Genomic DNA, 24,656 nt, shown 5'->3' on the forward strand with positions numbered 1-24,656 from the left:
CGGTGAAGGGGCGGGGGCGGATGAACAGGGTCGAGGCCCCGGGGCGGGTGGACGGGCGGACGGCCCGGGCCGAGCGCACCCGGGCAGCCATCGTCGAGGCGCACCTGGCACTCATCGCCGAGGGCGACCTGCGGCCGACCGGGGAGCGCATCGCCGAACGGGCCGGCATCTCACTGCGGACACTCTGGACCAACTTCAAGGACATGGAGACGCTCTTCGAGGCGAGCGGCGCCGAGGTGCTGCGCCAGCAGGATGCCGCCTACCGGCCGATCTCGCCCGCGTTGCCGCTGGCCAAGCGGGTCGACGCGTACTGCCGGCAGCGGGCACGGCTGCTCCAGCTCATCGCGCCGTCGGCGCGGGCCGCGCAGATGCGCGAGCCGGTCTCCGACCAACTGCACCGCAACCGCCTCAAGCACATCGACCGGGTGCGCGACGAGGTCGAGCACCTCTTCGCCGCCGAGCTGACGAACGCCGGGCGGGGGCGCGAGCAGCTGCTCAACGCGGTGGTGGCGGCGAGCATGTGGCCGGCCTGGTCGATGCTGCGCTACGGCCTCGGGCTGGGCGTGGACCAGGCCCGCGCGGTGATGTCCCGGACGGTTGGCGCGCTGCTCGCCGAGGTCACGACCGACTGATCCCGGCTCGTCCCCTCTTTCCATCCGGTGACCGATGGGTGACACTGGGACGCATGGTTACTGCATACTCAGTGCAAATAACCGTGTTGCGCGGCCGGGACGACCAGTGCCGAGCCATCCGGACTCTGCTCGACGGCGTGCCCGACGGCGGTGGGGCTCTGCTCCTGCACGGCGAGCCGGGCTCGGGCCGGACGGCGCTGCTCTCCTACGCCCATCGGTACGCGAAGGACTGCACCGTCCTCGCCGGCGCCGGGCTGCCCGAGGAGGCGACGCTGCCGTACGCCGGCCTGCAACGCCTGCTCGATCCGGTGCTCGACCGGGCCGCCGCCCTGCCCGAGCCGCGACGGCACCTGCTGCGCCGGGCGTTGGACGGCGAGGGCTGCCGGCCCGAGCGCCGGCTGGCCCTGTCGGTGGCCGTCCTCGGTCTGCTCGCCGCGGCCGCCCGGGAGCGCCCGCTGCTCGCCACCATGGACGACGTCGACCGGGGTGACCCGCAGACCGCGCAGGTGCTGGCCTTCGTCGCCCGCCGGCTACGGCACCTGCCGGCCGCCGTCCTGCTCACCGCGGACGTCGGCACCACCGTCGACGGCATCGCGGCGCACCGGCTGCCGCCGCTGGGCGAGCGGGACAGCATCGCCGTCCTCACCGACCGGCTACCCGAGCGACCCGCCGCGCCGGTCGCGGCCACGCTCGCCGCCGTCGGTGGCGGCAACCCGCAGGCTCTCGTGGACCTCACCGAGGTGCTGAACCCGGGGCAGTGGCGCGGGGAGGAGCCCCTGCCGGCCGCGCCGCCGGCCGATGGCGCACTTGCCCGCGCCTACCGGGCCCGCCTCGACCGGCTGCCGCCGGACACCCGCCGGATGCTGCTGCTCGCCGCGCTCGACGAGTCAGACGAACCGGCGACCTTCGTTCGCGCGGCCGACGCCGCCGGCCTGGCCGTCGAGGCGCTCGCCCCGGCCGAAGCCGCCGGTCTGGTTCGGGTCGAGCCCGGGGGCGTCACGTTCGCGCAGCCGCTGGCCCGCACGATGGTCGCGGCAGGTGCGCCGCTGGCCCAGCGGCGCGCGGCGCACCGGCTGCTCGCGGAGGTTCTCGATCCGGACGGGCAACGGCTGCTGCGGGCGATGCACCTCGCCGCCGCGACGGCGGGCGCCGATCCGGCCCTCGCCGCCGAGTTGGAGCGGGCGGCGGCCGGTGGGCGCGACGGCTGGGCCGTGGCGTCGGCCGCGCTGTGCCGGGCCGCCGCGCTCAGCGACCGCCCGAGCGACGTCGCCGCGCGCCTGCTCGCCGCCGCCCGGTACGCCTGGACCGCCGGGCAACCCGGCCAGGCCCGGCTCCTGCTCGACCGCCTCCGCGCGACCTGCGCGGACCCGACCGTCACCGGGCACGCCGGGCTGCTGCGCGGCGAGCTGCAACTGCGCTGTGACGACGCCGCCGGCGCGGCGGCCACGCTGCTGTCCGCCGCGCGTACGGTGGCCGGGACCGACCGCGCCGTGGCCATGGAGGCGCTGGCGCGGGCCGGCGAGGCCGTGTGCTTCGCCGGCGACCAGTACCGGTACGCGGAGGTCGGCCGGCGGGCCGCGGCCCTGCGGCACCCGAACGACCCGCCGGCCGTGGAGCTGGCGGGATGCCTCGTCACCGGGGTGGCCGCCACGCTGCGGGGTGACCACGAGCGGGCCGGGCCCGCGCTGCGCCGAGCCGTCGTGCTGGGCGGCCGGTTGGCCGGGCCGGCGCTGACCCCGACCGCGCTCACCTGCGCGGCGGCGGCCGGGCTGGTGGTGGCCGTGGACGGCGCCGCGCACCGGCTCGCCGAGCGCGCCGTCGGGTTGGCGCGGGAACGGGGCGAGCTGTCCATGCTGTCCCGGGCGTTGGAGCTGCGCGCGGTAGCCGAGTACTGGCTGGGGCGGCACGAGGCCGCGGCGGAGACCTCCCGCGACGGGCTGCGGGTCGCCCGCGCCACCGGGCAGTTCAACTGCGCCAACGTCCACCTGGGTCTGCTCGCCGTGCTGGCCGCCGTCCGGGCCGACCGGGAGACCAGCCTGCGGCGGATCCGCGAGATCGGCCCGACGCCGACGCCGGGCAGCCGACCACACGCGCTCGCCGGGTGGGCGCTGGCCGTGCTCGACCTCGTCGACGGTCGGCACGCCGAGGCGGCGGCCCGACTGGCGTCGCTGGCCCGGCTCGGCACCGGCCGGGGTCAGGTGCTGGTCCAGGTGATGGCCACCCCGTACCTGGTGGAGGCGGCGGCCCACCTGCCGCACCGGCCGGCGGCGACAGCCGCGCTCGCGGCCTTCGACAGGTGGGCGAGCAGCACCGCGAGCCCGCTGCGCCGGGCGCTCTCGGCCCGGTGTCACGCGCTGCTCGCGCCCCGGGGCGGCGTCGAGGCGGAGCAGGAGTTCCGGACCGCGCTGCGACTGCACCCGACGGAGGATGGCGCCTTCGAACGGGCGCGCACGGAGCTGCTCTTCGGTCAGGACCTTCGGCGCAGCCGGCGTCCGCGGGACGCCCGGGGGCACCTGCACCAGGCCCGGGAGACGTTCACGTTGCTCGGCGCGGATCGCTGGGCCGAGCAGGCCACGGCCGAGCTGCGCGCCGCCGGGGAGTCGGTCGGTCCGCCGGACCTGCCGGCGGCACGGTTGCTGACCGGTCAGCAACTGCGGATCGCGCAACTGGTCGCCGAGGGCGCCACCAACCGGGAGATCGCCGCCCGGATGTTCCTGTCCACCCGCACGGTCGACCACCACCTGCGCAACGTCTTCCACCGGCTGGGCATCCGCTCCCGTACCGAGTTGGCCCGGACCTTCGCCGCCGAGCCGCACGCCGGACTGGCCTCCGACCGGTGAGCGCCGCCCGGGCACGGTCCGGTCTGGACGACGTAAACTATCACCGCTAGTTTATCCGTCATGGAGCTCACCCTGTCCGCCGAGCAGACGGCGGTCCGTCAGCTCGCCGCCGAGTTTGCCAACCGGGAGTTGACGCCGCACGCCGCCACGTGGGATCGGCGCGAATCGGTCGACCCGGCCATCGTCGGCAAGCTCGGCGACCTCGGCTTCCTCGGGCTGACCATCGCCGAGTCCGACGGCGGCTCCGGCGGCGACCACCTCGCGTACTGCCTGGTCCTGGAGGAGCTTGGCCGGGGCGACTCGGCCGTGCGTGGCATCGTGTCCGTCTCGCTCGGCCTGGTCGCCAAGTCGATCGCCGCCCACGGGTCGGCCGCGCAGCGGGCCGAGTGGCTGCCCCGGCTCTGCTCCGGGGCCGCGCTCGGCTGTTTCGGGCTGACCGAGCCGGACAGCGGATCGGACGCGGCCGCGCTGCGCACCCGCGCGGTCCGCGACGGCGACGACTGGCTGCTCACCGGCACGAAGACGTTCATCACCAACGGCACAACCGCCGACGTCGCCCTGATCTTCGCCCGCACCGGCGGTCCCGGCCACCGGGGCATCACCGCGTTCCTGGTGCCCACCGACAGTCCGGGCCTGACCCGGCGCGAGATCCACGGCAAGCTCGGCCTGCGCGGGCAGGCCACCGGTGAGCTGCGTCTCGACGACGTGCGGGTGCCCGACACCGCCCGCCTCGGGGCCGAGGGCGCCGGCTTCCGGCTGGCCCTGGCCACCCTCGCCAAGGGGCGGATGTCGGTGGCGGCCGGCTGCGTCGGCATCGCCCAGGGTTGCCTCGACGCGGCGGTCGGCTACGCCGGGCAGCGGACCCAGTTCGGCAAGCCGATCGCCGGGCACCAGCTCGTCCAGCAGCTGCTCGCGGCCATCGCCGTCGACACGGCGGCCGCCCGCCTGCTGGTCTGGCAGGTCGCCGACCTGATCGACCGCGACCAGCCGTTCGCCACCGAGGCGTCGATGGCGAAGCTCTTCGCCAGCGAGGCCGCCGTCCGCGCGGCCAACAACGCGGTCCAGGTCTTCGGCGGGTACGGCTACATCGACGAATACCCGGTCGGCAAGTACCTGCGCGACGCGCGGGTGGCCACCCTCTACGAGGGCACCAGCCAGATCCAACAGCTCCTGATCGGACGCGCGCTCACCGGCGTCAACGCCTTCTAGCTCTAAGGACACCCGGATGCGAGTCTTCACCTCCGTCGACGAGCTGACCACCGCGGTCGGCGAGACCCTCGGGCCCGGCCCCTGGCAGCGGATCGAGCAGGACCGCGTGGACCTCTTCGCCGACGCCACCGACGACCACCAGTGGATCCACATCGACCCGGTACGCGCGGCGGCCGGGCCGTTCGGCGCCACGATCGCGCACGGCTACCTGACCCTGTCGCTGTTGCCGGCGTTGGCCGGGCAGCTGTACCGCGTCCAGGGGGTCGCGATGGGAGTCAACTACGGGCTGAACCGGGTGCGCTTCCCCGCGCCGCTGCGGGTCGGCGCCGCCGTGCGGGCCACCGCCGTCATCGCGGAGGTGTCACCGGTCAGTGGTGGGGTGCAGATGGTCACGGCGGTGACCGTGGAGAGTGACGGCGGGGGCAAGCCAGTGTGCGTCGCCGAGACGGTGAGCCGCCTCTATGGCGAGGCGGGTCGCTGAGCGGTCGTCCGGACGGCATAGCTGTCAGGCGCTGAGGGTGCGTCTCCGGGCGCGGAGCGTGACGGGCTACGCACAAGGACGGTATCTCGACATGGCGGCCCGCCGGTGTAGAGGCCGGCGGTGCCGCCATTCCCGTCCTCTACCGGGAGCACCGCCATGACGGCCCACGTCGACCCACGCTTCGGCGCCACACTCCGGCAACTTCGTGAGCAGGCCGGCCTGTCCCTGCGGGCGCTCGCCCAGCTCACTCACCGCGGCAAGAGCCACCTCCACGAACTGGAGAATGGCAGCAAGGCAGCCACCTTCGAGACCGCTCGCCACCTCGACCAGGCGCTCAACGCAGGCGGCAGGCTCGCCCGCCTGGTCGCCGCTCCCGTCGACCACGAGGCTTCTGACCGGTGGAGGGGCCGACCGACACCGCGGCCGGTCGGCCGCTCGCGCATGGCCCCGTCGCCGTGCATGGGCTGGAGTCCGGTGGAACGTCGCCGACTGTCGGCGTACGGGTCCAGGTGCACAAGCAGGTGCGGCTGGAGCGTAGAGAGGTCGACGTTCCAGAAGGGGCGACGACGTCTGTCGAGCACCTTCCCATATCGCATGACGGACCGCCCTGCCGACGACATCCGTCACCGCTGAGGGTGGTCGCGCTCGCGCCCGACCAGCGGCAGATGAGTTATACGTTCAAGGCTGCTCGGGCAGGAACGGCGCGAAGTGCTCGGCCACTAGGTCGGCCACGGCTTCGGCGTCCCGTGATCCGTCGACCTCGATGACGCGGACCCCCAATCGGTGCGCGTTGCGGACCGCGTCTGCGGCGATCAACCGATCACGCTCGACGCGGTTGCGTTGAGCGAGTTGCGAGTCGCTGACCTGATGACCGATGGCGCTGGCACGGGGTAGCCGAGCGACCTGGCGTTGCCGGAACTCCTCGGCCGCGACCATGACCACCATCCGGCCGATAGAGCCGGCGACCGGCGCGACCAGTTCTGGGCGTAACCCCCAGCCCTCAGCAAGGATGGGCCGAGGGGAGACGAGGGCACGCAGGTCGTCTTGCACCCACTGGAAACGGTCCGGGAAGTCGGCGATGACCTGATCGGCCATCTCCTCTGGCGTTGCTTGGATCCAGACTGCCTCCCAGTCCGGTCCGGTTGGGGACTCGCCGCAACGGACCCGCTGTGCTATCCGCCGATCATCATGGCCGCGAGCGTCGTGGTAGTCGTAGTGGTAATGGGTGAGGCCGTACCGCTCAGCGAGAATGCCAGCGACAGTGGATTTGCCGGCCCACTGGCCGCCGCCGATCCACAGGGCGCGTTGGAGCGTGGTGACGGGGTCCCATCTCATGTGTCACAGCGTGGAACCACCGCGCTACAAGATCAAGTCTTGTTCTTCGTCCGAGGACCTGATTATCTGAAGATAGGCCGGGCGGCACTTGATGCCAGGTGACGAGGGAGTCGACACCGCGACCTGCCATACCAGCGACATCTGTGAGCGCTGAACCCTGGATGACCTCTCATCGGCAGATCCGCGCACACTCAGCGGCACATCAGGACGTCTGACCTGGGCGCCTCGACTGACAACTGCGGCGACGTCATGCGCATCCGAGAAGGTCCCACCGGTTGCCGGCGATGTCGAGGAAGACCGCGACCCGGCCATAGGGCTCGGCCCTTGGCTCCCGGACGAAGGTGACACCGGCCTCGGCCATCCGTCGGTAAGTGGCGTCGAAGTCGTCGACTCGGAGGAAGAACCCGACTCGGCCGGCTACCTGGTTACCAGTTGCGGCACGTTGGTGTTCTCCGTCGGCGCGAGCGAGGAGAATCCCGGTCTGGGCACCCGGCGGCCGGACGACGACCCAACGCTTGGGCCGCCCGTCAGTGGTCAGCGATGGGGAATCCTCGACGAGATCGAAGCCGAGTACGTCGGTGAAGAACGCGATCGCGGGTTCGTACTCGTCAACGATCAGGGCAACCAGATCGATCTGCACCACGGCAGCGTACGCAGGGTCCATCGTGCTCGCCGCCCACCCCGAGCGCTGTCGTCGTCGGCACGATCCGGCGCGGCGACCTGGTTAGATTCATGCCGTGACGAAGGTCGACGAGTTGCTGGCGACCGCTGCGGCCGATTCGTACGCAGATGCTTGGGACTCGCTGTACGAGAAGGCGTGCCACGAAGGTTTCTCCGAGGCGGACGAAGCCTTCCTGATCCCGCGGTTGGCCGACCTCGCGGGCCGGTACGCACCGGCCGGCCGCGACAACGTTCTGATGCTTGCTGGCAAGATCGCAGCGGATCTTGATGAGGCTAACTGGCCGCGATACGCCGAAGTGTTCGCAACCATGCACCGGCTGACCAACGACTGGCTTGCCACACCGACCGACCGGCACTCGTTCGTCTTCCGTCTGCAGGCGGTGATGGCGCTGGAGGGTGACGAGCTCTGGGGGGCGGAGCTCGATCGGATCGTGCACGACGAGATCGAGGTCGAGTGCCCGCAGTGCGAGACGTCGCTGTTCGTGGCCTTCGGCGAGGATGGGTGTTTCGCCACCCACGAGGACTACGCCACGAAGCCGGACGTCGAGCAGACACCGCTACTGCCGACCGAACCGGACGAGTTGAACGGCGTCGGTCAACGGCTGCATCTGATGAGCGTGCAGGCCGGGCAGCAGTCCGTCGCCATTGCCCTCACCTACCTGTTCGGCCGTGCCACCTGCACGCAGTGCAGCACGACGTTCCGAGTGTCCGAGCAGGTCTTCCGGTATTGACCTGGGTGAGCCGTGACCCTGGCGACGCGGGCCTGGCCGACGGCCCGCCGAGGTACGCCTGCGCGATCCGACATACGACTTTCGACAGATCCGCGCACACTCAGCGGCAGATCCGGATGCCGTCAGTCGGACGCCCGGTCACGGAACTCGGCCGGACCGACATAGGGGTACCGCCTGGATTGCACCACGGCGCGACGATATCGACCTGAGCCCGAATACGGCTACACCAATTCAGGCCCGCGGATACGCCGAGTAACGCCCGGACGCGGCAGAAGAGGTCGCGCGACGAGTAGGGGGCTAGCGTGATTGAATCGTGCGCTGTATCGGCGCGAGTAAGAGGAAATCGGTGGCCCATGATGGACGAGTTGGATGAGACGTGGAGGTCGTCCGTGTTGGACGATCCCGCCGTCATCTGGAACTGTGCCTGCGACTATGGGGCTGACGGTGAAGCGCCTGAAGGAACTCCGCTAGGGATTGCGCACCTTTCCTTCCTGCTACGTGTCTACAACTCGGCCATGGGCGGCGGCTTGGGCTTCGCCGTGGAAGTCAACGAACCTTTCCGCCTGAGACGGGCGATCGACGCGATGCGCTACTTCCGCCTGTCCGAGCTTGCTGACCTACTGGCTGACGTCTTGAACCATGAGTCGGATGTCGAATACGCTGGAACGCGGGAACGTCAGTTCTATGACCTTCTCGGCCCAGCGGATGAGAATCTGGATAAGGCGTTCAGAGCCAAAGCGGCCGAGGCTCCAAGCGACTTCGGTCTTCGATAAAGTCCGCCGGCTCAGGCCGAGTGTTATGTGATCTGTGCACTCATCTCGGCTACTTGTTTCATTGACCCGCGACCGTGGCCCGGCCAGGCTTCGGTCGAGGCGCCCGGGCTGTCGTTCTCATTTCGGTTGCCCACGCTGGTCGTGTGGCTCTCATTTGGCCTGCGCGGCCCGGGCGTCGCCCCATGGCGGGGAGAGGCTCAAGAGGGGTTTGCTCGGCTCGAAGTAGCGTTGCCCTCCCGGCTCGACAACCCAGGTGGATCGAGCATCGGAGGACGCGGTGAGTGGCACGTCAGATCGTGTGGTCAGCGGGATGGACCCGCACAAGCGCTCGGTAACGATCGAGGTCATGGCCCGCGACGAGACCGTCGTCGGCGGCGGCCGGCAGCGGGCCCGGGAGGACAACGGGGAACGACAACTGGCTCCAGCGCGACCGACCCTCATCCCCCAGCCGGCTCTTCGGAGAAGTCACTTCCTGGACCCGCCGAAACCCAGGATAGAACTCTCCTCCTGGCGGTGTCTTGACAGAGAGGGGAGCCATGACCACGCGGATCGCGGCAAGAGCGGGTGCTTCGAGTCGACTCGATCCCGGCCGTCTCGCGGCTGTTCCGGCAGCGTGGTGGGGCAGAATCGTGAGCCGTGCCGACCTACCCCGATCCTGTTGTTCTCTATCCGGAGGTTGCTGCCGAGGGCAGCCTTGCGGCGGCGTTGCGAGCCGTCGCCATCCGGCAAGGGCTGTCCATTCGCGTGCCGGTTACGGCGTCCAATTCGTTGCATGGCGCTGTCGTTCCGACCACCGTCCGCACCGTGAGGAGTTGAAGGTGTCCGCCAGCTACGTAGAGCGGCGGTGGTCCATTCGCGGTTGCGAGCGCGACCAAGGTCTGGCCTTGATCGAAGGAGACACGGTGGATCTCGGTCAGGTGGCGCGAGCCGCGCAGGCCTGGCATGACGGAGCGCCCCTGACCGAGATCCCCCAGGCTGCGTCGTTCGTGAAACTGACTGGACGGTTCGAGGTGCCCGACCGCGATCCGGCAGGGCTGGTCGAATCGGAGTGGCGGCACCTGCGTACGGAGGCAGCGGAGGTGAACTGGCCCGAGTACCACGCGCTCATCGAGGCCGCGTACGCCGAGCCAAGGCTCCGGCAGCTCTACCCGTTCACCAGCCATTGGTCTCTGCGGTTCTCCACCAGCACCCGGCCCAGCCTCTCCCGTGATCTCCTGGTGTGTTTGCATGCCGGGCGAGGCAAGGACTACATCGTCACGATGGGCTACATGGGACAGGAACTCGGTGAGACCGCTACAGCGGAGGAGGCCGTGTCATTGGCCGCGCGCAACCTGCCCGCCGATCTCAGTCCGGTGAGGTACGGCGCAGCCGAACAGAGCTAGTACTTCTCCGCCAGGCCATCCGCGCGTGGGCAGATCCGGACGCCGAGCGGCGCGGCGCTCGGCGTCCGACCGTTACGCGTCCTGAGCCACCCGTACCTGCGGGGGCGGCGAGAAGAAGCCTCGCCGCCCCCGCGTCCCGCGTCGGGTACGAGGGTCAGGCGACCGCGCAGGCGGTGCCGTTGAGCGCGAAGGCGGACGGCCGACCGGCGTTGCCGGTGTGGGTGGCCTGGAAGCCGATGTCGACCGACGTGTTCGGGGCGATGGTGCCGTTGTAGGAGACGTTGCGCGCGGTCACCGCCCCGCTCGACGGGGAGTAGGTGGCGTTCCAGCCGCTGGTGATGGTCTGGCCGTCGGGCAGCGTGAACGCCAGGGCCCAACCGTTGACCGCGCTGCTGCCGGTGTTGGTCACCGACACGGCCGCGGTGAGCCCGCTGTTCCAGGCGTTGACCGTGTACGTGACCCGGCATCCCCCGGACGGCGGGGGCGTGGTCGGTGGCGCGGTGGTGGGCGGTGCCGTGGTCGGCGGTGCCGTGGTGGGTGGTGCGGTGGTCGGCGGTGCGGTGGTCGGCGGCGTGTCGCCCCCGATGCTGCCGGGCACCGTGCGCAGGGCGTCGTACCAGGCGACGGCCATCTTGCGGTAACCCGTGGCGTTGGGGTGTACGCCGTCGGCCAGGTCGCTGAGCGTCAGGGCGCGGTACATGTCGACCAGGTGGACGCGCTTGCCGGCGGCGGCCCGGGTCTGAACGATCCCCGGGATCGCCGCGTTGTAGCCGCGGACCTGCGTGTCCGCGCCGGACTTCGGGATGATCGTCGCGACGAACACGTCCGCGTTCGGTGCGGTGTTGGTGATGCGATCGACCAGGGTGGCCAGACGAGCCGGGGCGCCGGACGTGTCCCCGTACATGTCGTTGGTGCCGATGTGCAGCAGCACGGTCCGCGGGTTCGTGGCCCGCAGCCAGTTGACGACGTTGGCGTCGATCTGGGCGATCGTCCACCCGGAATGGCCTTCGTGGTCGTGGTCACCGAGGCTGGCCGGGCCGTTGAACCCGGAACCGACGAAGTCGATCCGGTATCCGCCGGAGACGAACCGCTGCCAGAGTTCGATCCGGTAGCCACCGGCGACGTTGAAGCCGTCGGTGATCGAGTCGCCGAGGGGCATGACACGTACCCCGCCGTTGGACTCGGCGCTCGCGGGCGCGGTCGCCACCGGGACGGCCGCGGTCATGGCCGCGACGGCGGCCAGGGCCGCCCACCACAGTCGGGCCCGGCGGGGCCTCGACGTCGTCGCGGTGGTGGCGGGCGGCGGGGGGACGGGGTTGCCAAGGATCGGTCTGCTCATGGGGCTTCCTCAGGTGGTGGGGGCACGACATCGGCGGCCCACCGACGAGGCGGAACCGCGCGGTACGCGAGAGTGAGCTGCGCGAGGACCAGGAACCCGGACGTCATCACCGCTGGTCGAACGCTCTGGTCATCGACGGTCGGAGACGACGGATCGATGAGCCCTGGCCGGGATGTGCCCTGCACCCCGCCTGGACGCACCATAGCTTGTTATCGCTAACACCGGCAATGCATCGAGCGTGGGCGATGGTCGGGGGTGGACGAGGCCGTCAGTCCTGGCCCGTCATCTCGGTCGGCGCGAGCCTCGCGGCGAGCCAGCGCAGCTGCCGCCGGACGTGCACGGCCTCGCCGCCCTCATGGCCGTTGAACGGGTAGACGTGCATCTCCCGCTGCGGTGGGACGGGCCGTCCGGTCGCGGCGCCGTACTGGTTGTAGGCGGCGAAGCCGGTGCTCGGCGGGCAGACACTGTCGCGCAGGCCGACGCCGAAGTGCGCCGGCGCGGTGGCCCGCCGGGCGAAGGTCACCCCGTCGACGTAGGACAACGTGCGCCGGACCGCGTCCTCGCCCTCCCGGTGCACCGCCAGGTACCGGCCGATCTCACCGTACGGCGACACGTCGCTGAGCGTGATGGCGCGCTGGACGTCGCAGAGGAACGGGGCCGTCGCCAGCACCGCCGCGAGGTCGTCGACGAGGCCGGCCACCGCCAGGGCCAGGCCGCCGCCCTGACTGTTGCCGACCACGGCGAGCCGGCCCGCGTCGATTCCGGGCAGGGCGCGAACCGCCTCGACGGCCCGGACCGCGTCGGTGATCAGACGTCGGTAGTGGTAGTCGTGCGGGTCGAGGATTCCCCAGGTGGCCGGCCAGGGGCCGCCGGGCCTGCCGTGCGGGTCGGCGGTGTCGCCGGCGCCGTGCTGCCCCGCCTGGCCCCGGTTGTCCATCAACAGGTGCGCGTACCCGGCGACCGGCCAGGTCAGCCGCTCGTGCGGCAGGCCGCGTCCACGCCCGTAGCCGGCGTACTCCACCACGGCGGGCAGCGGTCCGCGTGCACCCGCCGGTCGGGTGTACCAGGCGCGCACCGGGTCACCGCCGAAGCCGGCGAACGTGACGTCCCAGGAGTCGAGCAGGCGCAGGTCGGTGGGTTCGGGACGGACGTCCACGAGCACCGGACGGGTGGCCACCTCGGCGAGGGTGCCACGCCAGAACTGGTCGAAGTCCTCGGGCTCGGCGACGGTCGGCACGTATCGCTCAAGCTCGGCGAGGGCGGGGTCGGAGTACGGCACGGTTCCTCGCAGGGTCAGAGCTGTTGGGCGGGGGGTGCGGTGCTCTCCCGGACGACCAACTCGGTCACCAGGTCGATCCGGCTGGTCGCCGGGGCGGTGCCGCCGACCAGGCCGAGCAGCATCTGGGTGGCGATACCCGCCATGTCGCGCAGCGGCTGGTTGATTGTGGTGAGAGCCGGATCGGTCCAGGTGGCGACCGGCAGGTTGTCGTACCCGATCACGGAGAGGTCCTCGGGGACCCGCAGGCCGCACTGCCGGGCGGCCCGGAGCACCCCCATGGCCTGCGTGTCCGAGCCGGCGAAGATCGCCGTGGGGCGGTCCGGCCGGTTCAGCAGCTCAAGCCCGTGGGCGTGCCCGGCGCCGGCGGAGAAGCTGCCGTAGCGGACCAGCTCGCGGTCGACGGTCAACCCGATCTCCTCGTGCGCGTGCTGGAAGCCCGCGGCTCGGGCCCGGCTGCACAGCACGTCGGGCGGCCCGGAGATGACGGCGTTTCGGCGGTGGCCCAGCTCAAGCAGGTGTCGAGCGGCGAGCAGGCCGCCGTTCCAGTTGTTCGACCCGACCGTGGGCACGGAGGCCGAGGTCGCGCTGTCGGTGTCGATCACGACGAACGGGACGCCCTGGCGTCGCAGCTGCTGTTGCTGCGTCTCGGTCAGGTGGCAGAGGACGAGCAGCACACCCAGCGGGCGTTGGCTGAGCAGCGTGTCGAGCCACCGTTGCGGTGGGCGGTGCGCGCCGTCGAGTTGGGAGACCGCGAGGCCGATGCCGGCGATGCTGGTGACCGCCTCGGCGCCGCGCAGGACCTCCATCGCCCAGCCGGTGTCGAACTCGTGGAACACGAGATCGATCCGCCCCGCGCCGGACGATCGCCGAGCGCGGCGCTGGTACCGGTGACGGTCGAGACTCTCCTCGACCCGTGCCCTGGTGCCGGGGGCGACATCCTCGTGGCCGTTGAGGACCTTGGACACCGTGGCGACCGACACGCCGACGTCGTGGGCGATCGTCGCGATGGTGGTGGAGGCGGGTGGGTCGAGCGGGCGGTGCTCTGTCATCTCAGCCTCATGCAGCGTCGAAATTTTCGGAAGACCTTAACACGATCAGTTGGTCAGGACGGTCGATGTGGCCGTAACTCAGGCGCGGCTGCGGCGGTTCCCGGGCCCGGTCATGACTGAGCGCAATGGCCAGTGCCACTGACCGTACGAAGGAGCCGTTCCGCGACCGATCGAGCCCCTTGACTACATCCGGGCGGTGGACTTAGGTTGCCGAAAAGGTTGCTTGGGTTTCCGGAAAGTTTCGGATCGCACACGTCCGCCACGGACCGGTCCCACGAGGGTGCGGGAACGTGGCCGGAGCTAAGGGGTCTCGGCATGAGAAGTCAGCTGCCCGCCGACGGCGAACCGACGTCCCGCGACGCCACACCGTGGCGCGACGCGCGGCTGTCACCGGCCGAGCGGGCCGAGGCGCTGCTCCCGCTGATGTCGGTGCAGGAGAAGATCGCCCAGCTCGTCGGCGTCTGGGTCGGCGCCGACGCCTCCGGCGAGGGCGTCGCCCCGCACCAGTCCGACATGGTCGCCGAGACGCCGGCCTGGGACAGCGTCATCTCCCACGGGCTGGGCCAGCTCACCCGGCCGTTCGGCACCGCGCCGGTCGACCCGGTGCTCGGCGCCCGGTCGCTGGCGGCCTCCCAGGCGCAGATCGTCGCCGCCAGCCGGTTCGGCATTCCCGCCCAGGTGCACGAGGAGTGCCTCACCGGGTTCGCGGCCTGGCGGGCCACCGTCTACCCGACCCCACTGGCCTGGGGCGCGTCGTTCGACCCCGACCTGGTCGAGGAGATGGCCGGCCGGATCGGCCGGTCGATGCGCGCCGCTGGCGTACACCAGGGGCTCGCGCCCGTCGTCGACGTCACCCGCGACTACCGCTGGGGCCGCACCGAGGAGACGATCGGGGAGGACCCGTACCTGGTGGGGACGACCGGCGCGGCGTACGTGCGGGGCCTGGAGAACGCCGGCGTGGTCGCCACCCTCAAGCACTTCGCCGGCTACTCCGCCTCCCGGGGTGGCCGCAACCTCGCCCCGGTGTCGATGGGGCGCCGCGAGCTGGCCGACGTCATCCTGCCGCCGTTCGAGATGGCCCTGCGCCTCGGCGGCGCGCGGTCGGTGATGAACTCCTACGCCGAGATCGACGGCATGCCGGCCGCCGCCGACGAGCACCTGCTGACCGGGCTGCTGCGCGACGAGTGGGGTTTCACCGGCACCGTGGTCGCCGACTACTTCGCCGTACGGTTCCTGCAGACTTTGCACGGTGTCGCCGAGGGCGCCGCCGACGCCGCCCACCTGGCCCTGCGCGCCGGGATCGACGTGGAACTGCCCACCGTGGACGCCTTCGGCGACGCGCTGGTGGAGGCGGTCCGCGCCGGCGAGGTCGACGAGGCGCTGATCGACCGGGCGTTGCGTCGGGTGCTGATCCAGAAGATCGAGCTCGGCCTGCTCGACGAGGACTGGCGCGAGGTGCCCGACGACGTCGCCGACCTGCGCCTCGACGACGAGGCCAGCCGGGACGTCGCCGTACGCCTGGCCCGCGAGTCCGTCGTCCTGCTGCGCAACGACGGTGTCCTGCCGCTGCCCGTCGCGAGCCGCGTCGCCCTGGTGGGTCCGGTCGCCGACGACCCGATGGCCATGCTCGGCTGCTACTCCTTCCCCAACCACGTCGGCGTCAACCACAGCGACCACGGCCTCGGCCTGGACATCGCCTCGCTGCGCGAGGAACTGGCCCGCCGCGTCCCCCTGCTCACCCACGAGCCGGGCTGCGCCATCACCGGCGAGGACACCTCGGGCATTCCGGCCGCGGTCGCCGCGGCCACCGCCGCCGACGTGTGTGTGCTCGCCGTCGGCGACCGGGCGGGAATGTTCGGCCGGGGCACCTCCGGTGAGGGTTGCGACGCCGCCGACCTGCGGCTGCCCGGGGTGCAGGCCGACCTCGTGCGGGCCGTCCTCGCCACCGGCACCCCGGTGGTGCTGGTGCTGATGACCGGCCGGCCGTACGCGCTCGGCCCGGAGTTCGACGCCGCGGCGGCGGTCGTGCAGGCGTTCTTCCCCGGCCAGCTCGGCGGGCAGGCGCTCGCCGAGGTGCTCATCGGCGCGGTGAACCCGTCCGGGCGGTTGCCGGTCAGCGTTCCCCGCGACGCCGGCGGACTGCCGGGCACCTACCTGTCGCCGCCGCTCGGGCACCGCAACAAGGTGTCCTCCATCGACACGACCCCGGCGTACCCGTTCGGCCACGGCCTGAGCTACACCAGCTTCGAGTGGTCCGACGCCACGGTCGTGCCGTCGGCGGATGGGGATCGGGACGAGACGACGGACTGGCCGGTCGACGGCGAGGTGCGGGTGCGGATCACCGTCCGCAACACGGGTGACCGGGCCGGCACCGAGGTGGTGCAGCTCTACCTGCACGACCCGGTGGCGCAGACCACCCGCCCGGTGATCCGGCTCGTCGGCTTCGCCCGGGTGCCGTTGGAGCCCGAGGCGGAGGCGCACGTGACGTTCGGCGTACCGGCCGACATCGCGTCGTTCACCGGTCGGTCCGGTCGGCGCGTCGTCGAGCCCGGCGCGGTGGAGCTGCGGTTCGGCCGGTCGAGTGGGGAGATGGCGGCGGCCCTGCCGCTGCGGCTGACCGGGGCCGAGCGCGAGGTCGGCCACCAGCGGGAACTACTCACGTCGGTGCGGATCGAGCCCCTGGTGGCCGTACCGCACTCCGGATAGGAGGCGAGGATGACATCCGGGACATTACGGCCACCGCCACCGGCGCCACCCGGCCCTCCGGCGGCGGTCACCGTCGGGGCCCCGCCCGCACCGCGCCGGCGCCGCACCTGGCGGCAGGCGCTGCGCCGGGACTGGCAGCTCTACTCGCTCGCCATCCTGCCTCTGCTGTTCTTCCTGGTCTTCCGGTACCTCCCGATGATCGGCAACGTCATCGCGTTCCGACGGTTCAAGCCCGGCGGCAGCATCTTCGGTGAGTACTGGGTGGGGCTGCGGTACTTCCGGATGTTCCTCACCGACCCGACGTTCTGGGACGTCTTCACCAACACGCTGGTGCTCGGGACGCTGACCCTGCTGTTCTGCTTCCCGCTGCCGATCGTCCTGGCGCTGCTGCTCAACGAGGTGCGCGCCCGCCGCCTGCGGCGGTTCGTCCAGTCCGTGTCCTACCTGCCGCACTTCCTGTCGATCGTGATCGTGGCGGCCATGGTCATGCAGCTGACCTCGGTCGACGGCACCATCAACCAGATCGTGCAGGCCACCGGCGGCGACGCGGTGCCGTTCCTGCAACGAGCCGAGTGGTTCCGGACCATCTACGTGTCGTCCGAGGTCTGGCAGACGGTCGGCTGGGGCACGATTCTCTACCTCGCCGCGCTCACCACCGTCGACGACGACCTGTACGAGGCGGCCCGGATCGACGGCGCCAACCGGTGGCGGCAGACCTGGCACGTGACGCTGCCGGGCATCCGCCCCACCATGGTGACGTTGCTGATCCTCAACATCGGCAGCTTCATGGCGGTCGGGTTCGAGAAGATCCTGCTGCTCTACAACCCGCTGACCTATCCGACCGCCGACGTGCTCTCCACGTACCTGTTCCGGATGGGCTTCGGGTCCAGCAACTTCAGCTACGCCGCGGCCATCGGGTTGTTCGAGGCGGTCATCGGGCTCACGCTGGTCCTGACGGCGAATCTGATCGCCCGGCGCACCGTCGGGACGAGCCTGTGGTGAGCGTCGACGCCACCGACACGGCCAGCGGCAGCGGCCTGCCCGCCCGCGCCCGGCCGCGCGGAATCCGCCCGAGCCGGGGCTACCGCGTGTTCCAGGCGTGCAACGCGGTAGTGCTCACCATCGTCGTGGTGGCGACGCTGTTCCCGTTCGTCAACGTCGTGGCCCGCTCGCTCAGTGACGAGCGGTACCTCATCGCCGGCAAGGTCAACCTCGTGCCGCGCGGGTTCAACCTGGACACCTACCGCCTCGTGCTGAACGACTCGCTGTTCTGGACGAACTACCGCAACACCGTCTTCTACACGGTCGTCGCCACGGCCATCTCGATCGTGCTGACCACCTGTTACGCCTACGTGCTGTCCAAGAAGCACCTGCGGGGCCGTACGGCTCTGATCGGTATCGCGGTGTTCACCATGTTCTTCACCGGCGGCCTGATCCCCAACTACGTGCTGGTCACCAGCCTGGGCATGAAGAACTCCGTCTGGGCCATCGCGGTGCCCAACGCCATCAACGTGTTCAACCTGCTGGTGATGAAGGCGTTCTTCGAGAGTCTGCCCACCGACCTGGAAGAGGCCGCTGCCGTCGACGGCCTCAACACGTACGGCATCCTGCTGCGCATCGTGCTGCCGCTGTCGAAGGCGATCGTCGCCACGATGGTGCTGTTCTACGCCGTGGCCTTCTGGAACTCCTGGTTCGCCGCCTTCCTCTACATGGATCAGCAGGAGCTGTGGCCGGTGACCGTCTATCTGCGCAACCTGATCGCGGGGGCCACCGGCGCGGAGAACGTCGGCGTCATCGCGGAGGCCGACGAGGTGCAGGCCGACGCGACGCTCAAGGCCGTGACGATCGTGCTCACGACCCTGCCCATCCTCGTGGTCTATCCCTTCGTCCAGCGGTACTTCGTCCGCGGCGTGATGCTCGGCGCCGTCAAGGGCTGACCGGCACGTCCACCATGTCCCTCCACCGAACCCGAAAGGACCGCCATGCTCCACCGATCGTGGCGTCGCGCCGCGACAGCGGCAGTTGCCGCTCTGCTCGCGGCCAGCAGCATCGCCGCCTGTAGCGAAGATCCGTCCGACAACAAGGACCTGTCGGAAAACCGGGCCGGTGCGATGGCCGACTACGGCATCGGCAAGCAGTTCAAGGCGAGCGAGCCGGTCTCCTTCTCGATCCTCTACAACAACCATCCGAACTATCCGCTGCGCGAGGACTGGCTCTTCTGGAATGAGCTGAAGTCGCGGGCCAACGTCACGCTCTCGCCGGTCGCCGTGCCGCTGAGCGACTACGAACAGAAGCGCAGCCTGCTGATCGGCGCCGGCGACGCCCCGATGATCATCCCGAAGACGTACCCCGGCCAGGAGGACGCCTACGTCTCCTCCGGGGCGGTCCTGCCGGTCAGCGACTACCTCGACCTGATGCCGAACCTGCAAGACAAGATCTCGCGGTGGAACCTCAAGCCCGAGATCGACACGCGGCGTCAGGAGGACGGCAAGTTCTACCTGCTGCCGGGGCTGCACGAGAAGCCCTGGCAGGACTACTCGCTGGCGATCCGGACCGACATCCTCGACGAGTTGCACCTGACGGCCCCGAAGACCTGGGACGACCTCTACACGGTGCTCAAGGCCATGAAGGCCAGGTACCCGAACGTGTATCCGTTCTCCGACCGGTGGAGCAAGCCCAACCCGGCCGGCAACCTGCTCAACATCCTGGCCGTGTCGTACGGACTGCAGGGCGCGGGCTGGAACTTCCAGCACACCTCCTGGGACGCGAACGCCAAGAAGTTCGTCTACACCGGCGCCACGGAGCAGTACAAGCAGATGCTCCAGTACCTCAACAAGCTGGTGTCGGAGAAGCTGCTCGACCCGGAGAGCTTCACCCAGACCGACGAGCAGGCCCGGCAGAAGCTCGCCAACAGCAAGTCCTTCGTGATCAGCGCCAACGCGCAGGCCGTCGTGAACGACTACCGACCCGACCTCGCCAAGACCAACCCCAAGGCGACGATCGCCAAGATCCCACTGCCGATCGGGCCGGCCGGTGAGGTCAACCCCGCCAGCCGGTTGGAGAACGGCGTGATGATCTCCTCGAAGGCCCGCGAGAGCAAGAACTTCGTGGCGATGATGCAGTTCATCGACTGGCTCTGGTATTCCGACGCCGGCCAGGAGTTCGCCAAGTGGGGCGTCGAGGGAACGACGTTCGTCCGGGACGCCGCCGGCAAGCCCAAGCTGGCGCCCGACGTCAACGTCATCGGCCTGAACCCGAAGGCGTCCAAGCACCTGCAGAAGGACTTCGGCTTCTACAACGGCGTGTTCGCCTACGGCGGCAAGCCGGAGCTGGTGCAGGGCTTCTTCTCCCCGGAGGAGCAGGAGTTCCAGAAAGTGCTGAACGCCCGTCCGCCGGTCGCGGTGCCACCGCCGCACCCCCTGACCGACGATGAACGGGAGCAGGCGTCACTGTGGGAGACGCCGCTGCGTGACCACGTCTACCAGGCGACCCTGCAGTTCGCACTCGGCCAGCGCGACTTCTCCCAGTGGGACGCGTACCTCGCCGAGTTGAAGGGCAAGAACATGGACACCTACCTGGCCATGATCAACAAGGCGTACGACAGGTACCAGAAGGACCACGGCTGACCGCCGGCCGGTCCGGTGGTGCCCGTCACGACCGGACCGGCCGAGCACCGTCAGCCGCGCACCGCACCGAAGAGGACCAGATGACGCGCATGACCGTGTCGGCGGATCTGCAGGGCCGACTGTCCGATGCCTGGCGCTTCGCCGTCGGCACCGGCCGCGCGTACCTCGACCTCGGCGCCGAGCCGGGAGAGCACTGATGAGCACCGCGCACGCCGGGCGGCAGTTCGGCGACGGGCCCCTGTCCCGGTTCGCGTCCCGCGTCTACACGCTGCTCGTGATCGAGGTGCTGCTCCTCGTCACCACGCTGCCCGGCCTGCTCCCGCTGCTGCTGCTCGGCCGCGACCCCAGCAACCTGCCGCTGGCCGCGCTCCTGCTGCTGCCGGTCGGTCCGGCGGTCTGCGCCGCCCTGTACGCCCTGCGCCACCAGCGGCCCGACCTGACGGACCTGCGGCCCGCCGCCCTGTTCTGGCGCGGCTACCGGATCAACGTCGGGGGCGCGCTGCGGGTCTGGGCGCCGACGTTGCTGTGGCTGACCGTGCTCGCGCTGAACCTCGCGTACCGGGGCGCGGTCGGCCTCGGGAGGTGGTGGGTGGTGCCGCTGGTCCTGATCGCGGTCGGGGTGACTCTCTGCGCGGCCAACGCGTTGGTGATCACCTCGCTGTTCGAGTTCCGCACCCGCGACGTCCTGCGCCTGGCCGTGCACTTCCTCGTCCGTACCCCCGGGGTCACCGTCGGCAACGCCCTGCTGCTCGCCGCGGCGGCCGGGGTCACCGCGGTCTTCTCCGAAGCGGTCCTGGCGCTGCTCGCCTCGGTCGTGGTCCTGGCGGTCCTGCGCGTCGGCGACCCGATGATCCACCTGATCCGGAAGGAGTTCACCGCATGAGCCTGTCCGCGATCGCCGAGGTGCGCTTCGGCCGGGAGGACGCGTGAACGCGCACGAGTCGATGGACCTGGAGGAGCCGGTGTTCGTGGCAGAACCGCCCGACATCGAGCAGCCGCGCGTGTACCCCGCCTGGCTTCCACCGGAGGCCTTCCGGGCGCTCGGCGCGCGCCGCGTCCTCGTGCACGGCGACGGGCTGCTCGTCGACACCGTCCTCGACGAGGTGACGCGCGCCTGCACGCGCTACGGCGGGCGGGTCTGGCATTCCCCCTCCTGGGACGTCGACGCCGACCTGGTGCTCACCCTGCGCGACGCCGACGAGCTGCCCAGCTCCGCGGTCGAGGCGGCGCGGTCGGCGGGGGAGGCGGCGCTCGTCGACCTCGGCGACGGTGCGACGCTCGGCGACGAGGGGTTCCTGCTGGCCCGCGCGGGCGAGGTGACGGTGGTGCTGGCCGACGCGCCCGCCGGCCTGCTGTACGGGCTGTTCCACGTCGTACGGCTCTGCGCAGCGGCGTTCGACCCGGCCCGTCCACCCGAGCTGCACCGGCCCACGCTGCGCCGACGGATGCTGAACCACTGGGACAACGTGGCCGTGCACCCGGTGATGGGTCAGGTCGAACGGGGGTACGCGGGCGGCTCGATCTTCTGGGCCGGTGGCCGTCCGCTCGGGGATCTGGCTCGGATCCGGGAGTACGGGCGGCTGCTGGCCGCCAGCGGGATCAACGCGATCTCGGTGAACAACGTCAACGTGGGTCGCGTCGAGGCGCTGCTGCTCACCGACCGGCTCGGCGACGTGGCCGAGATCGCGGACGTGCTGCGCCCGTACAACATCCGGGTGCACCTGTCGGTCACCTTCGCCGCGCCGATGGTCCTCGGTGGACTGTCCACCGCCGACCCGTTCGACGACGAGGTACGCGCCTGGTGGGCGGCCACCACCCGGCGGGTGTACGAGCGCATCGACGACTTCGGCGGCTACGTGGTGAAGGCCGACTCCGAGGGGCAACCCGGCCCGTTCACCTACGGGCGCGACCACGCCGACGGCGCGAACCTGCTCGCCGAGGCCCTCGCCCCGTACGGGGGAGTGGTGCATTGGCGGGCGTTCGTCTACAACCACCACCAGGACTGGCGGGACCGCTCCACCGACCGGGCGCGGGCCGCGTACGACCACTTCGCCCCGCTCGACGGGCGGTTCCGCACCAACGCGGTCCTCCAGGTGAAGTTCGGCCCGGTGGACTTTCAGACGCGCGAGCCGGTCTCGCCGGTGCTGGCCGCCATGCCGGCCACCCGGATCGCCGTCGAGCTGCAGGTCACCCAGGAGTACACGGGTCAGCAGCGGCATGTCTGCCACCTCGGGCCGTGCTGGGGCGACGTGCTGCGCTTCGCGCCCTGGGGCCCCGGCGGGCGGACGATCGCCGACGTGGTCACCGGGGAGGCCGGCAAGGGCGGTGGCCTGGTCGCCGTCGCCAACACCGGCGACGACCCCTTCTGGACGGGGCACCCGCTGGCACAGGCCAACCTCTACACGTTCGGCCGGCTCGCCTGGGATCCGCGCCTCGATCCGACGGCGGTTCTCGACGAGTGGATGACGTTGACGTTCCCGCCGTCGGCCACCGCCGAGCCGGAGCTGGTGCGGCGGACGCTGCACGAGATCATGGACGACTCCTGGCGGACGTACGAGCGGTACACCGCCCCGCTGGGCGTCGGCTTCATGGTCCATCCCGGCGACCACTACGGCCCCGACGTCGACGGGTACGAGTACTCGCGGTGGGGCACCTACCACTTCGCCGACCGTGACGGCATCGGCGTGGACCGCAGTCGCGCCTCGGGCACCGGTTTCGCCGGCCAGTACCCGCCCTACTGGGCCGAGGTGTACGAGTCGCCGCGGACCTGCCCGGACGAGCTGCTGCTCTTCTTCCACCACGTCCCGTACACGCACGTCCTGCACAGCGGGTCCACAGTCATCCAGCACATCTACGACACCCACTTCGCTGGCGTCGAGGAGGTGGCGGTGATGCGGCAGCGGTGGCAGACCCTGAACGGGATGATCGATCCGGCCGTGTACGAACGGGTGGCCGAACGCCTCGACGAGCAGGTGCGCTGCGCCGCCGAGTGGCGGGACCAGATCAACTCGTACTTCTTCCGCAAGTCCGGGGTGCCCGACGCGCGGGGGCGGCGCATCCACTGATCCGGCCGGCCCGATCGGGCCGGCCGGAGCACCGGCGCTGTCGCGCTCACCAGGGGTGTACGGTCCCGTCCTCCAACCGGTTCACCGGCAGGTACGCGGGCGCGTACGGGTAGCGGGCCGCCGCCTCCTCGTCGATGTCGACGCCCAGCCCGGGGGTCTCGGCGGGATGCAGGTAGCCGTCGGCGTAGTGGTAGCCGTGCGGGAACACCTCGTCGGTCTGCGCGGTGTGCCGCATGTACTCCTGCAGGCCGAAGTTGGGGATCGAGATGTCGAGCTGGAGCGCGGCGGCCATGCACACGGGCGACAGGTCGGTGGCGCCGTGTGAGCCGCTGCGGACGTGGTGCAGCGCGGCGAGGTCGAAGATGCGCCGCAGGTGGGTGATGCCGCCGGCGTGCACCACCGTGGCCCGGATGTAGTCGATGAGCTGTTCCCGGATGAGCTGCGCCGCGTCGAAGACGCTGTTGAAGACCTCGCCCACGGCGATCGGGGTGGTGGTGTGCTGCCGGATCAGCCGGAAGCCCTCCTGGAGGTCGGCGGGGACCGGATCCTCCATCCAGGTCAGCGCGTAGGGCTCCAGACTCTGGCCGAGCCGAGCCGCCTCGATGGGCGTGAGCCGGTGGTGCACGTCGTGCAGCAACCGCAGGGTGGGGCCGAACTCGTCGCGGACCCGGGCGAACACGGTGGGCACGTGGGTCAGGTAGCGCGGCGTCGACCAGGTGGCCTCGCTGGGCAGCGCCGCGTCGGCCGGCTCGTAGAAGAGCTTGTCGGCGCTGACCCCGTACGTCTTGGGCAGGCCCGGCACACCGCACTGCACCCGGACCGCCCGGTAGCCGAGGTCGACGTAGCGGGCGACCTCGACCAGGACCTCCTCGACGGTCTCGCCGTTGGCGTGGCCGTACACCGTGACGCCCTCGCGGGACCGGCCGCCGAGCAGCTGGTAGACCGGCAGGCCCGCCACCTTGCCCTTGATGTCCCACAGCGCGGTGTCCACCGCGGCGATCGCGCTCATCGTGACCGGCCCGCGCCGCCAGTACGCGCCCTGGTACAGGTACTGCCAGGTGTCCTCGATCCGCGCCGGGTCCCGGCCGATCAGCAGCGGCGCCACGTGGTCGGACAGGTACGACGCGACGGCCAGCTCCCTGCCGTTGAGGGTGGCGTCCCCGACGCCGGTGACGCCCTCGTCAGTGACGATCTTGAGGGTGACGAAGTTGCGGCCCGGACAGGTCACGATGACCCGGGCATCGACGATCTTCACGCGATCTCCTTCGTGCCTACGGGGGTCGTAGGGGGGTGCACACGAGGACGTTCTGCTTACCGGGAACGTGCCGATAATATCCCGCCGGCGGCCGGCGCCGAACGGTTCGGCGGGCCCGCACCCGTGCGCAGGTGACCGCCCAATCCCTTGCCCCGAAAGGTTTCCGGAAGCCTTGACAATCGAGTGTGCTCGATCGAAGCTGACATCGGTCACGCGAGCCGCGGTCACGGTCGGGCGAAGGGCAGTCCTCGACTAACCCCCTTCCATGCGCCA

Annotated in this window: 19 protein-coding genes and 1 pseudogene; 14 read left to right on the top strand and 6 right to left on the bottom strand. The window is 70.8% G+C overall.

Going from position 1 to position 24,656, the window contains the following annotated elements; genetic code table 11:
• Positions 1-20 precede the first annotated feature (20 nt).
• The 5 genes and pseudogenes from ABZU53_RS15470 to ABZU53_RS15490 form a co-directional block, all read left to right on the top strand.
• Positions 21-632 carry a TetR/AcrR family transcriptional regulator gene (locus ABZU53_RS15470; RefSeq protein WP_354861826.1) on the top strand — a complete coding sequence of 204 codons (612 nt, stop codon included), beginning with the start codon at positions 21-23 and terminating at the stop codon, positions 630-632.
• A gap of 53 nt (positions 633-685) precedes the next feature.
• Positions 686-3,472, top strand: coding sequence for an AAA family ATPase (locus ABZU53_RS15475; RefSeq protein WP_355066451.1), 2,787 nt, complete (start codon positions 686-688; stop codon positions 3,470-3,472).
• 60 nt (positions 3,473-3,532) lie between these two features.
• Positions 3,533-4,681: an acyl-CoA dehydrogenase family protein gene (locus tag ABZU53_RS15480; protein WP_355066452.1), complete on the top strand. Its 1,149-nt coding sequence runs from the start codon at positions 3,533-3,535 to the stop codon at positions 4,679-4,681.
• A 16-nt stretch (positions 4,682-4,697) separates the two neighbouring features.
• Positions 4,698-5,162, top strand: a complete 465-nt coding sequence (locus ABZU53_RS15485; RefSeq protein WP_355066453.1) for a MaoC family dehydratase — start codon at positions 4,698-4,700, stop codon at positions 5,160-5,162.
• A gap of 156 nt (positions 5,163-5,318) precedes the next feature.
• Positions 5,319-5,552: pseudogene (locus ABZU53_RS15490) on the top strand (helix-turn-helix transcriptional regulator); the annotation flags it as partial.
• A 288-nt stretch (positions 5,553-5,840) separates the two neighbouring features.
• On the opposite strand, the gene ABZU53_RS15495 reads toward ABZU53_RS15490, so the two are convergent.
• Complete coding sequence (locus tag ABZU53_RS15495; protein ID WP_355066454.1) at positions 5,841-6,497, bottom strand: hypothetical protein; 657 nt, start codon at positions 6,495-6,497, stop codon at positions 5,841-5,843.
• A 247-nt stretch (positions 6,498-6,744) separates the two neighbouring features.
• Positions 6,745-7,161: a VOC family protein gene (locus tag ABZU53_RS15500; RefSeq protein ID WP_355066455.1), complete on the bottom strand. Its 417-nt coding sequence runs from the start codon at positions 7,159-7,161 to the stop codon at positions 6,745-6,747.
• A 73-nt stretch (positions 7,162-7,234) separates the two neighbouring features.
• Here ABZU53_RS15500 and ABZU53_RS15505 point away from each other — a divergent pair, with 73 nt between their 5' ends.
• The 3 genes from ABZU53_RS15505 to ABZU53_RS15515 all read left to right on the top strand — a co-directional run bounded on the left by ABZU53_RS15505 (position 7,235) and on the right by ABZU53_RS15515 (position 10,064).
• Complete coding sequence (locus ABZU53_RS15505; RefSeq protein WP_355066456.1) at positions 7,235-7,909, top strand: hypothetical protein; 675 nt, start codon at positions 7,235-7,237, stop codon at positions 7,907-7,909.
• A 389-nt stretch (positions 7,910-8,298) separates the two neighbouring features.
• The gene (locus ABZU53_RS15510) at positions 8,299-8,682 is read left to right on the top strand and encodes a hypothetical protein (protein WP_355066457.1); all 384 of its coding nucleotides are present in this window, start codon (positions 8,299-8,301) and stop codon (positions 8,680-8,682) included.
• An 818-nt stretch (positions 8,683-9,500) separates the two neighbouring features.
• The gene (locus tag ABZU53_RS15515) at positions 9,501-10,064 is read left to right on the top strand and encodes a DUF6193 family natural product biosynthesis protein (protein WP_355066458.1); all 564 of its coding nucleotides are present in this window, start codon (positions 9,501-9,503) and stop codon (positions 10,062-10,064) included.
• 154 nt (positions 10,065-10,218) lie between these two features.
• Here ABZU53_RS15515 and ABZU53_RS15520 read toward each other — a convergent pair whose 3' ends face one another.
• From ABZU53_RS15520 to ABZU53_RS15530, 3 genes are all read right to left on the bottom strand, one after another.
• Positions 10,219-11,403, bottom strand: coding sequence for a cellulose binding domain-containing protein (locus ABZU53_RS15520; RefSeq protein WP_355066459.1), 1,185 nt, complete (start codon positions 11,401-11,403; stop codon positions 10,219-10,221).
• A gap of 268 nt (positions 11,404-11,671) precedes the next feature.
• Positions 11,672-12,682 carry an acetylxylan esterase gene (locus tag ABZU53_RS15525; protein ID WP_355066460.1) on the bottom strand — a complete coding sequence of 337 codons (1,011 nt, stop codon included), beginning with the start codon at positions 12,680-12,682 and terminating at the stop codon, positions 11,672-11,674.
• Positions 12,683-12,696: 14 nt separating this feature from the next.
• On the bottom strand, positions 12,697-13,731 hold the full coding sequence (locus tag ABZU53_RS15530; RefSeq protein WP_355066461.1) for a LacI family DNA-binding transcriptional regulator: 1,035 nt from the start codon (positions 13,729-13,731) through the stop codon (positions 12,697-12,699).
• Between the two features lie 315 nt (positions 13,732-14,046).
• Here ABZU53_RS15530 and ABZU53_RS15535 point away from each other — a divergent pair, with 315 nt between their 5' ends.
• The 6 genes from ABZU53_RS15535 to ABZU53_RS15560 all read left to right on the top strand — a co-directional run bounded on the left by ABZU53_RS15535 (position 14,047) and on the right by ABZU53_RS15560 (position 23,128).
• Positions 14,047-16,437, top strand: a complete 2,391-nt coding sequence (locus ABZU53_RS15535; RefSeq protein WP_355066462.1) for a glycoside hydrolase family 3 N-terminal domain-containing protein — start codon at positions 14,047-14,049, stop codon at positions 16,435-16,437.
• A gap of 9 nt (positions 16,438-16,446) precedes the next feature.
• Positions 16,447-17,439, top strand: coding sequence for an ABC transporter permease subunit (locus ABZU53_RS15540; protein WP_354861172.1), 993 nt, complete (start codon positions 16,447-16,449; stop codon positions 17,437-17,439).
• On the top strand, positions 17,436-18,374 hold the full coding sequence (locus ABZU53_RS15545) for a carbohydrate ABC transporter permease (protein ID WP_355066463.1): 939 nt from the start codon (positions 17,436-17,438) through the stop codon (positions 18,372-18,374). The genes ABZU53_RS15540 and ABZU53_RS15545 overlap by 4 nt, the downstream gene beginning before the upstream one ends.
• A gap of 45 nt (positions 18,375-18,419) precedes the next feature.
• A complete protein-coding gene (locus tag ABZU53_RS15550; RefSeq protein ID WP_355066464.1) occupies positions 18,420-20,063 on the top strand; it encodes an extracellular solute-binding protein in 1,644 nt (547 codons plus the stop codon).
• Between the two features lie 196 nt (positions 20,064-20,259).
• Positions 20,260-20,946 (top strand): hypothetical protein, encoded by a 687-nt coding sequence (locus ABZU53_RS15555; RefSeq protein ID WP_355066465.1) that lies wholly within the window; start codon positions 20,260-20,262, stop codon positions 20,944-20,946.
• A 43-nt stretch (positions 20,947-20,989) separates the two neighbouring features.
• The gene (locus tag ABZU53_RS15560; protein WP_355066466.1) at positions 20,990-23,128 is read left to right on the top strand and encodes an alpha-glucuronidase; all 2,139 of its coding nucleotides are present in this window, start codon (positions 20,990-20,992) and stop codon (positions 23,126-23,128) included.
• A gap of 46 nt (positions 23,129-23,174) precedes the next feature.
• On the opposite strand, the gene manD is transcribed toward ABZU53_RS15560, so the two are convergent.
• A complete protein-coding gene (gene manD, locus ABZU53_RS15565; RefSeq protein ID WP_354862453.1) occupies positions 23,175-24,383 on the bottom strand; it encodes a D-mannonate dehydratase ManD in 1,209 nt (402 codons plus the stop codon).
• Between the last annotated feature and the right edge of the window lie 273 nt (positions 24,384-24,656).

Source organism: Micromonospora sp. NPDC005194, assembly GCF_040608335.1.
In the GTDB taxonomy this organism is placed as follows: domain Bacteria; phylum Actinomycetota; class Actinomycetes; order Mycobacteriales; family Micromonosporaceae; genus Micromonospora.

Coding starts and splice junctions, on each gene's coding strand:
- ABZU53_RS15470 (WP_354861826.1), top strand. CDS start 21: ATGAACAGGGTCGAGGCCCCGGGGCGGGTGGACGGGCGGACGGCCCGG.
- ABZU53_RS15475 (WP_355066451.1), top strand. CDS start 686: ATGGTTACTGCATACTCAGTGCAAATAACCGTGTTGCGCGGCCGGGAC.
- ABZU53_RS15480 (WP_355066452.1), top strand. CDS start 3,533: ATGGAGCTCACCCTGTCCGCCGAGCAGACGGCGGTCCGTCAGCTCGCC.
- ABZU53_RS15485 (WP_355066453.1), top strand. CDS start 4,698: ATGCGAGTCTTCACCTCCGTCGACGAGCTGACCACCGCGGTCGGCGAG.
- ABZU53_RS15495 (WP_355066454.1), bottom strand. CDS start 6,497: ATGAGATGGGACCCCGTCACCACGCTCCAACGCGCCCTGTGGATCGGC.
- ABZU53_RS15500 (WP_355066455.1), bottom strand. CDS start 7,161: ATGGACCCTGCGTACGCTGCCGTGGTGCAGATCGATCTGGTTGCCCTG.
- ABZU53_RS15520 (WP_355066459.1), bottom strand. CDS start 11,403: ATGAGCAGACCGATCCTTGGCAACCCCGTCCCCCCGCCGCCCGCCACC.
- ABZU53_RS15530 (WP_355066461.1), bottom strand. CDS start 13,731: ATGACAGAGCACCGCCCGCTCGACCCACCCGCCTCCACCACCATCGCG.
- ABZU53_RS15535 (WP_355066462.1), top strand. CDS start 14,047: ATGAGAAGTCAGCTGCCCGCCGACGGCGAACCGACGTCCCGCGACGCC.
- ABZU53_RS15540 (WP_354861172.1), top strand. CDS start 16,447: ATGACATCCGGGACATTACGGCCACCGCCACCGGCGCCACCCGGCCCT.
- ABZU53_RS15550 (WP_355066464.1), top strand. CDS start 18,420: ATGCTCCACCGATCGTGGCGTCGCGCCGCGACAGCGGCAGTTGCCGCT.
- ABZU53_RS15555 (WP_355066465.1), top strand. CDS start 20,260: ATGAGCACCGCGCACGCCGGGCGGCAGTTCGGCGACGGGCCCCTGTCC.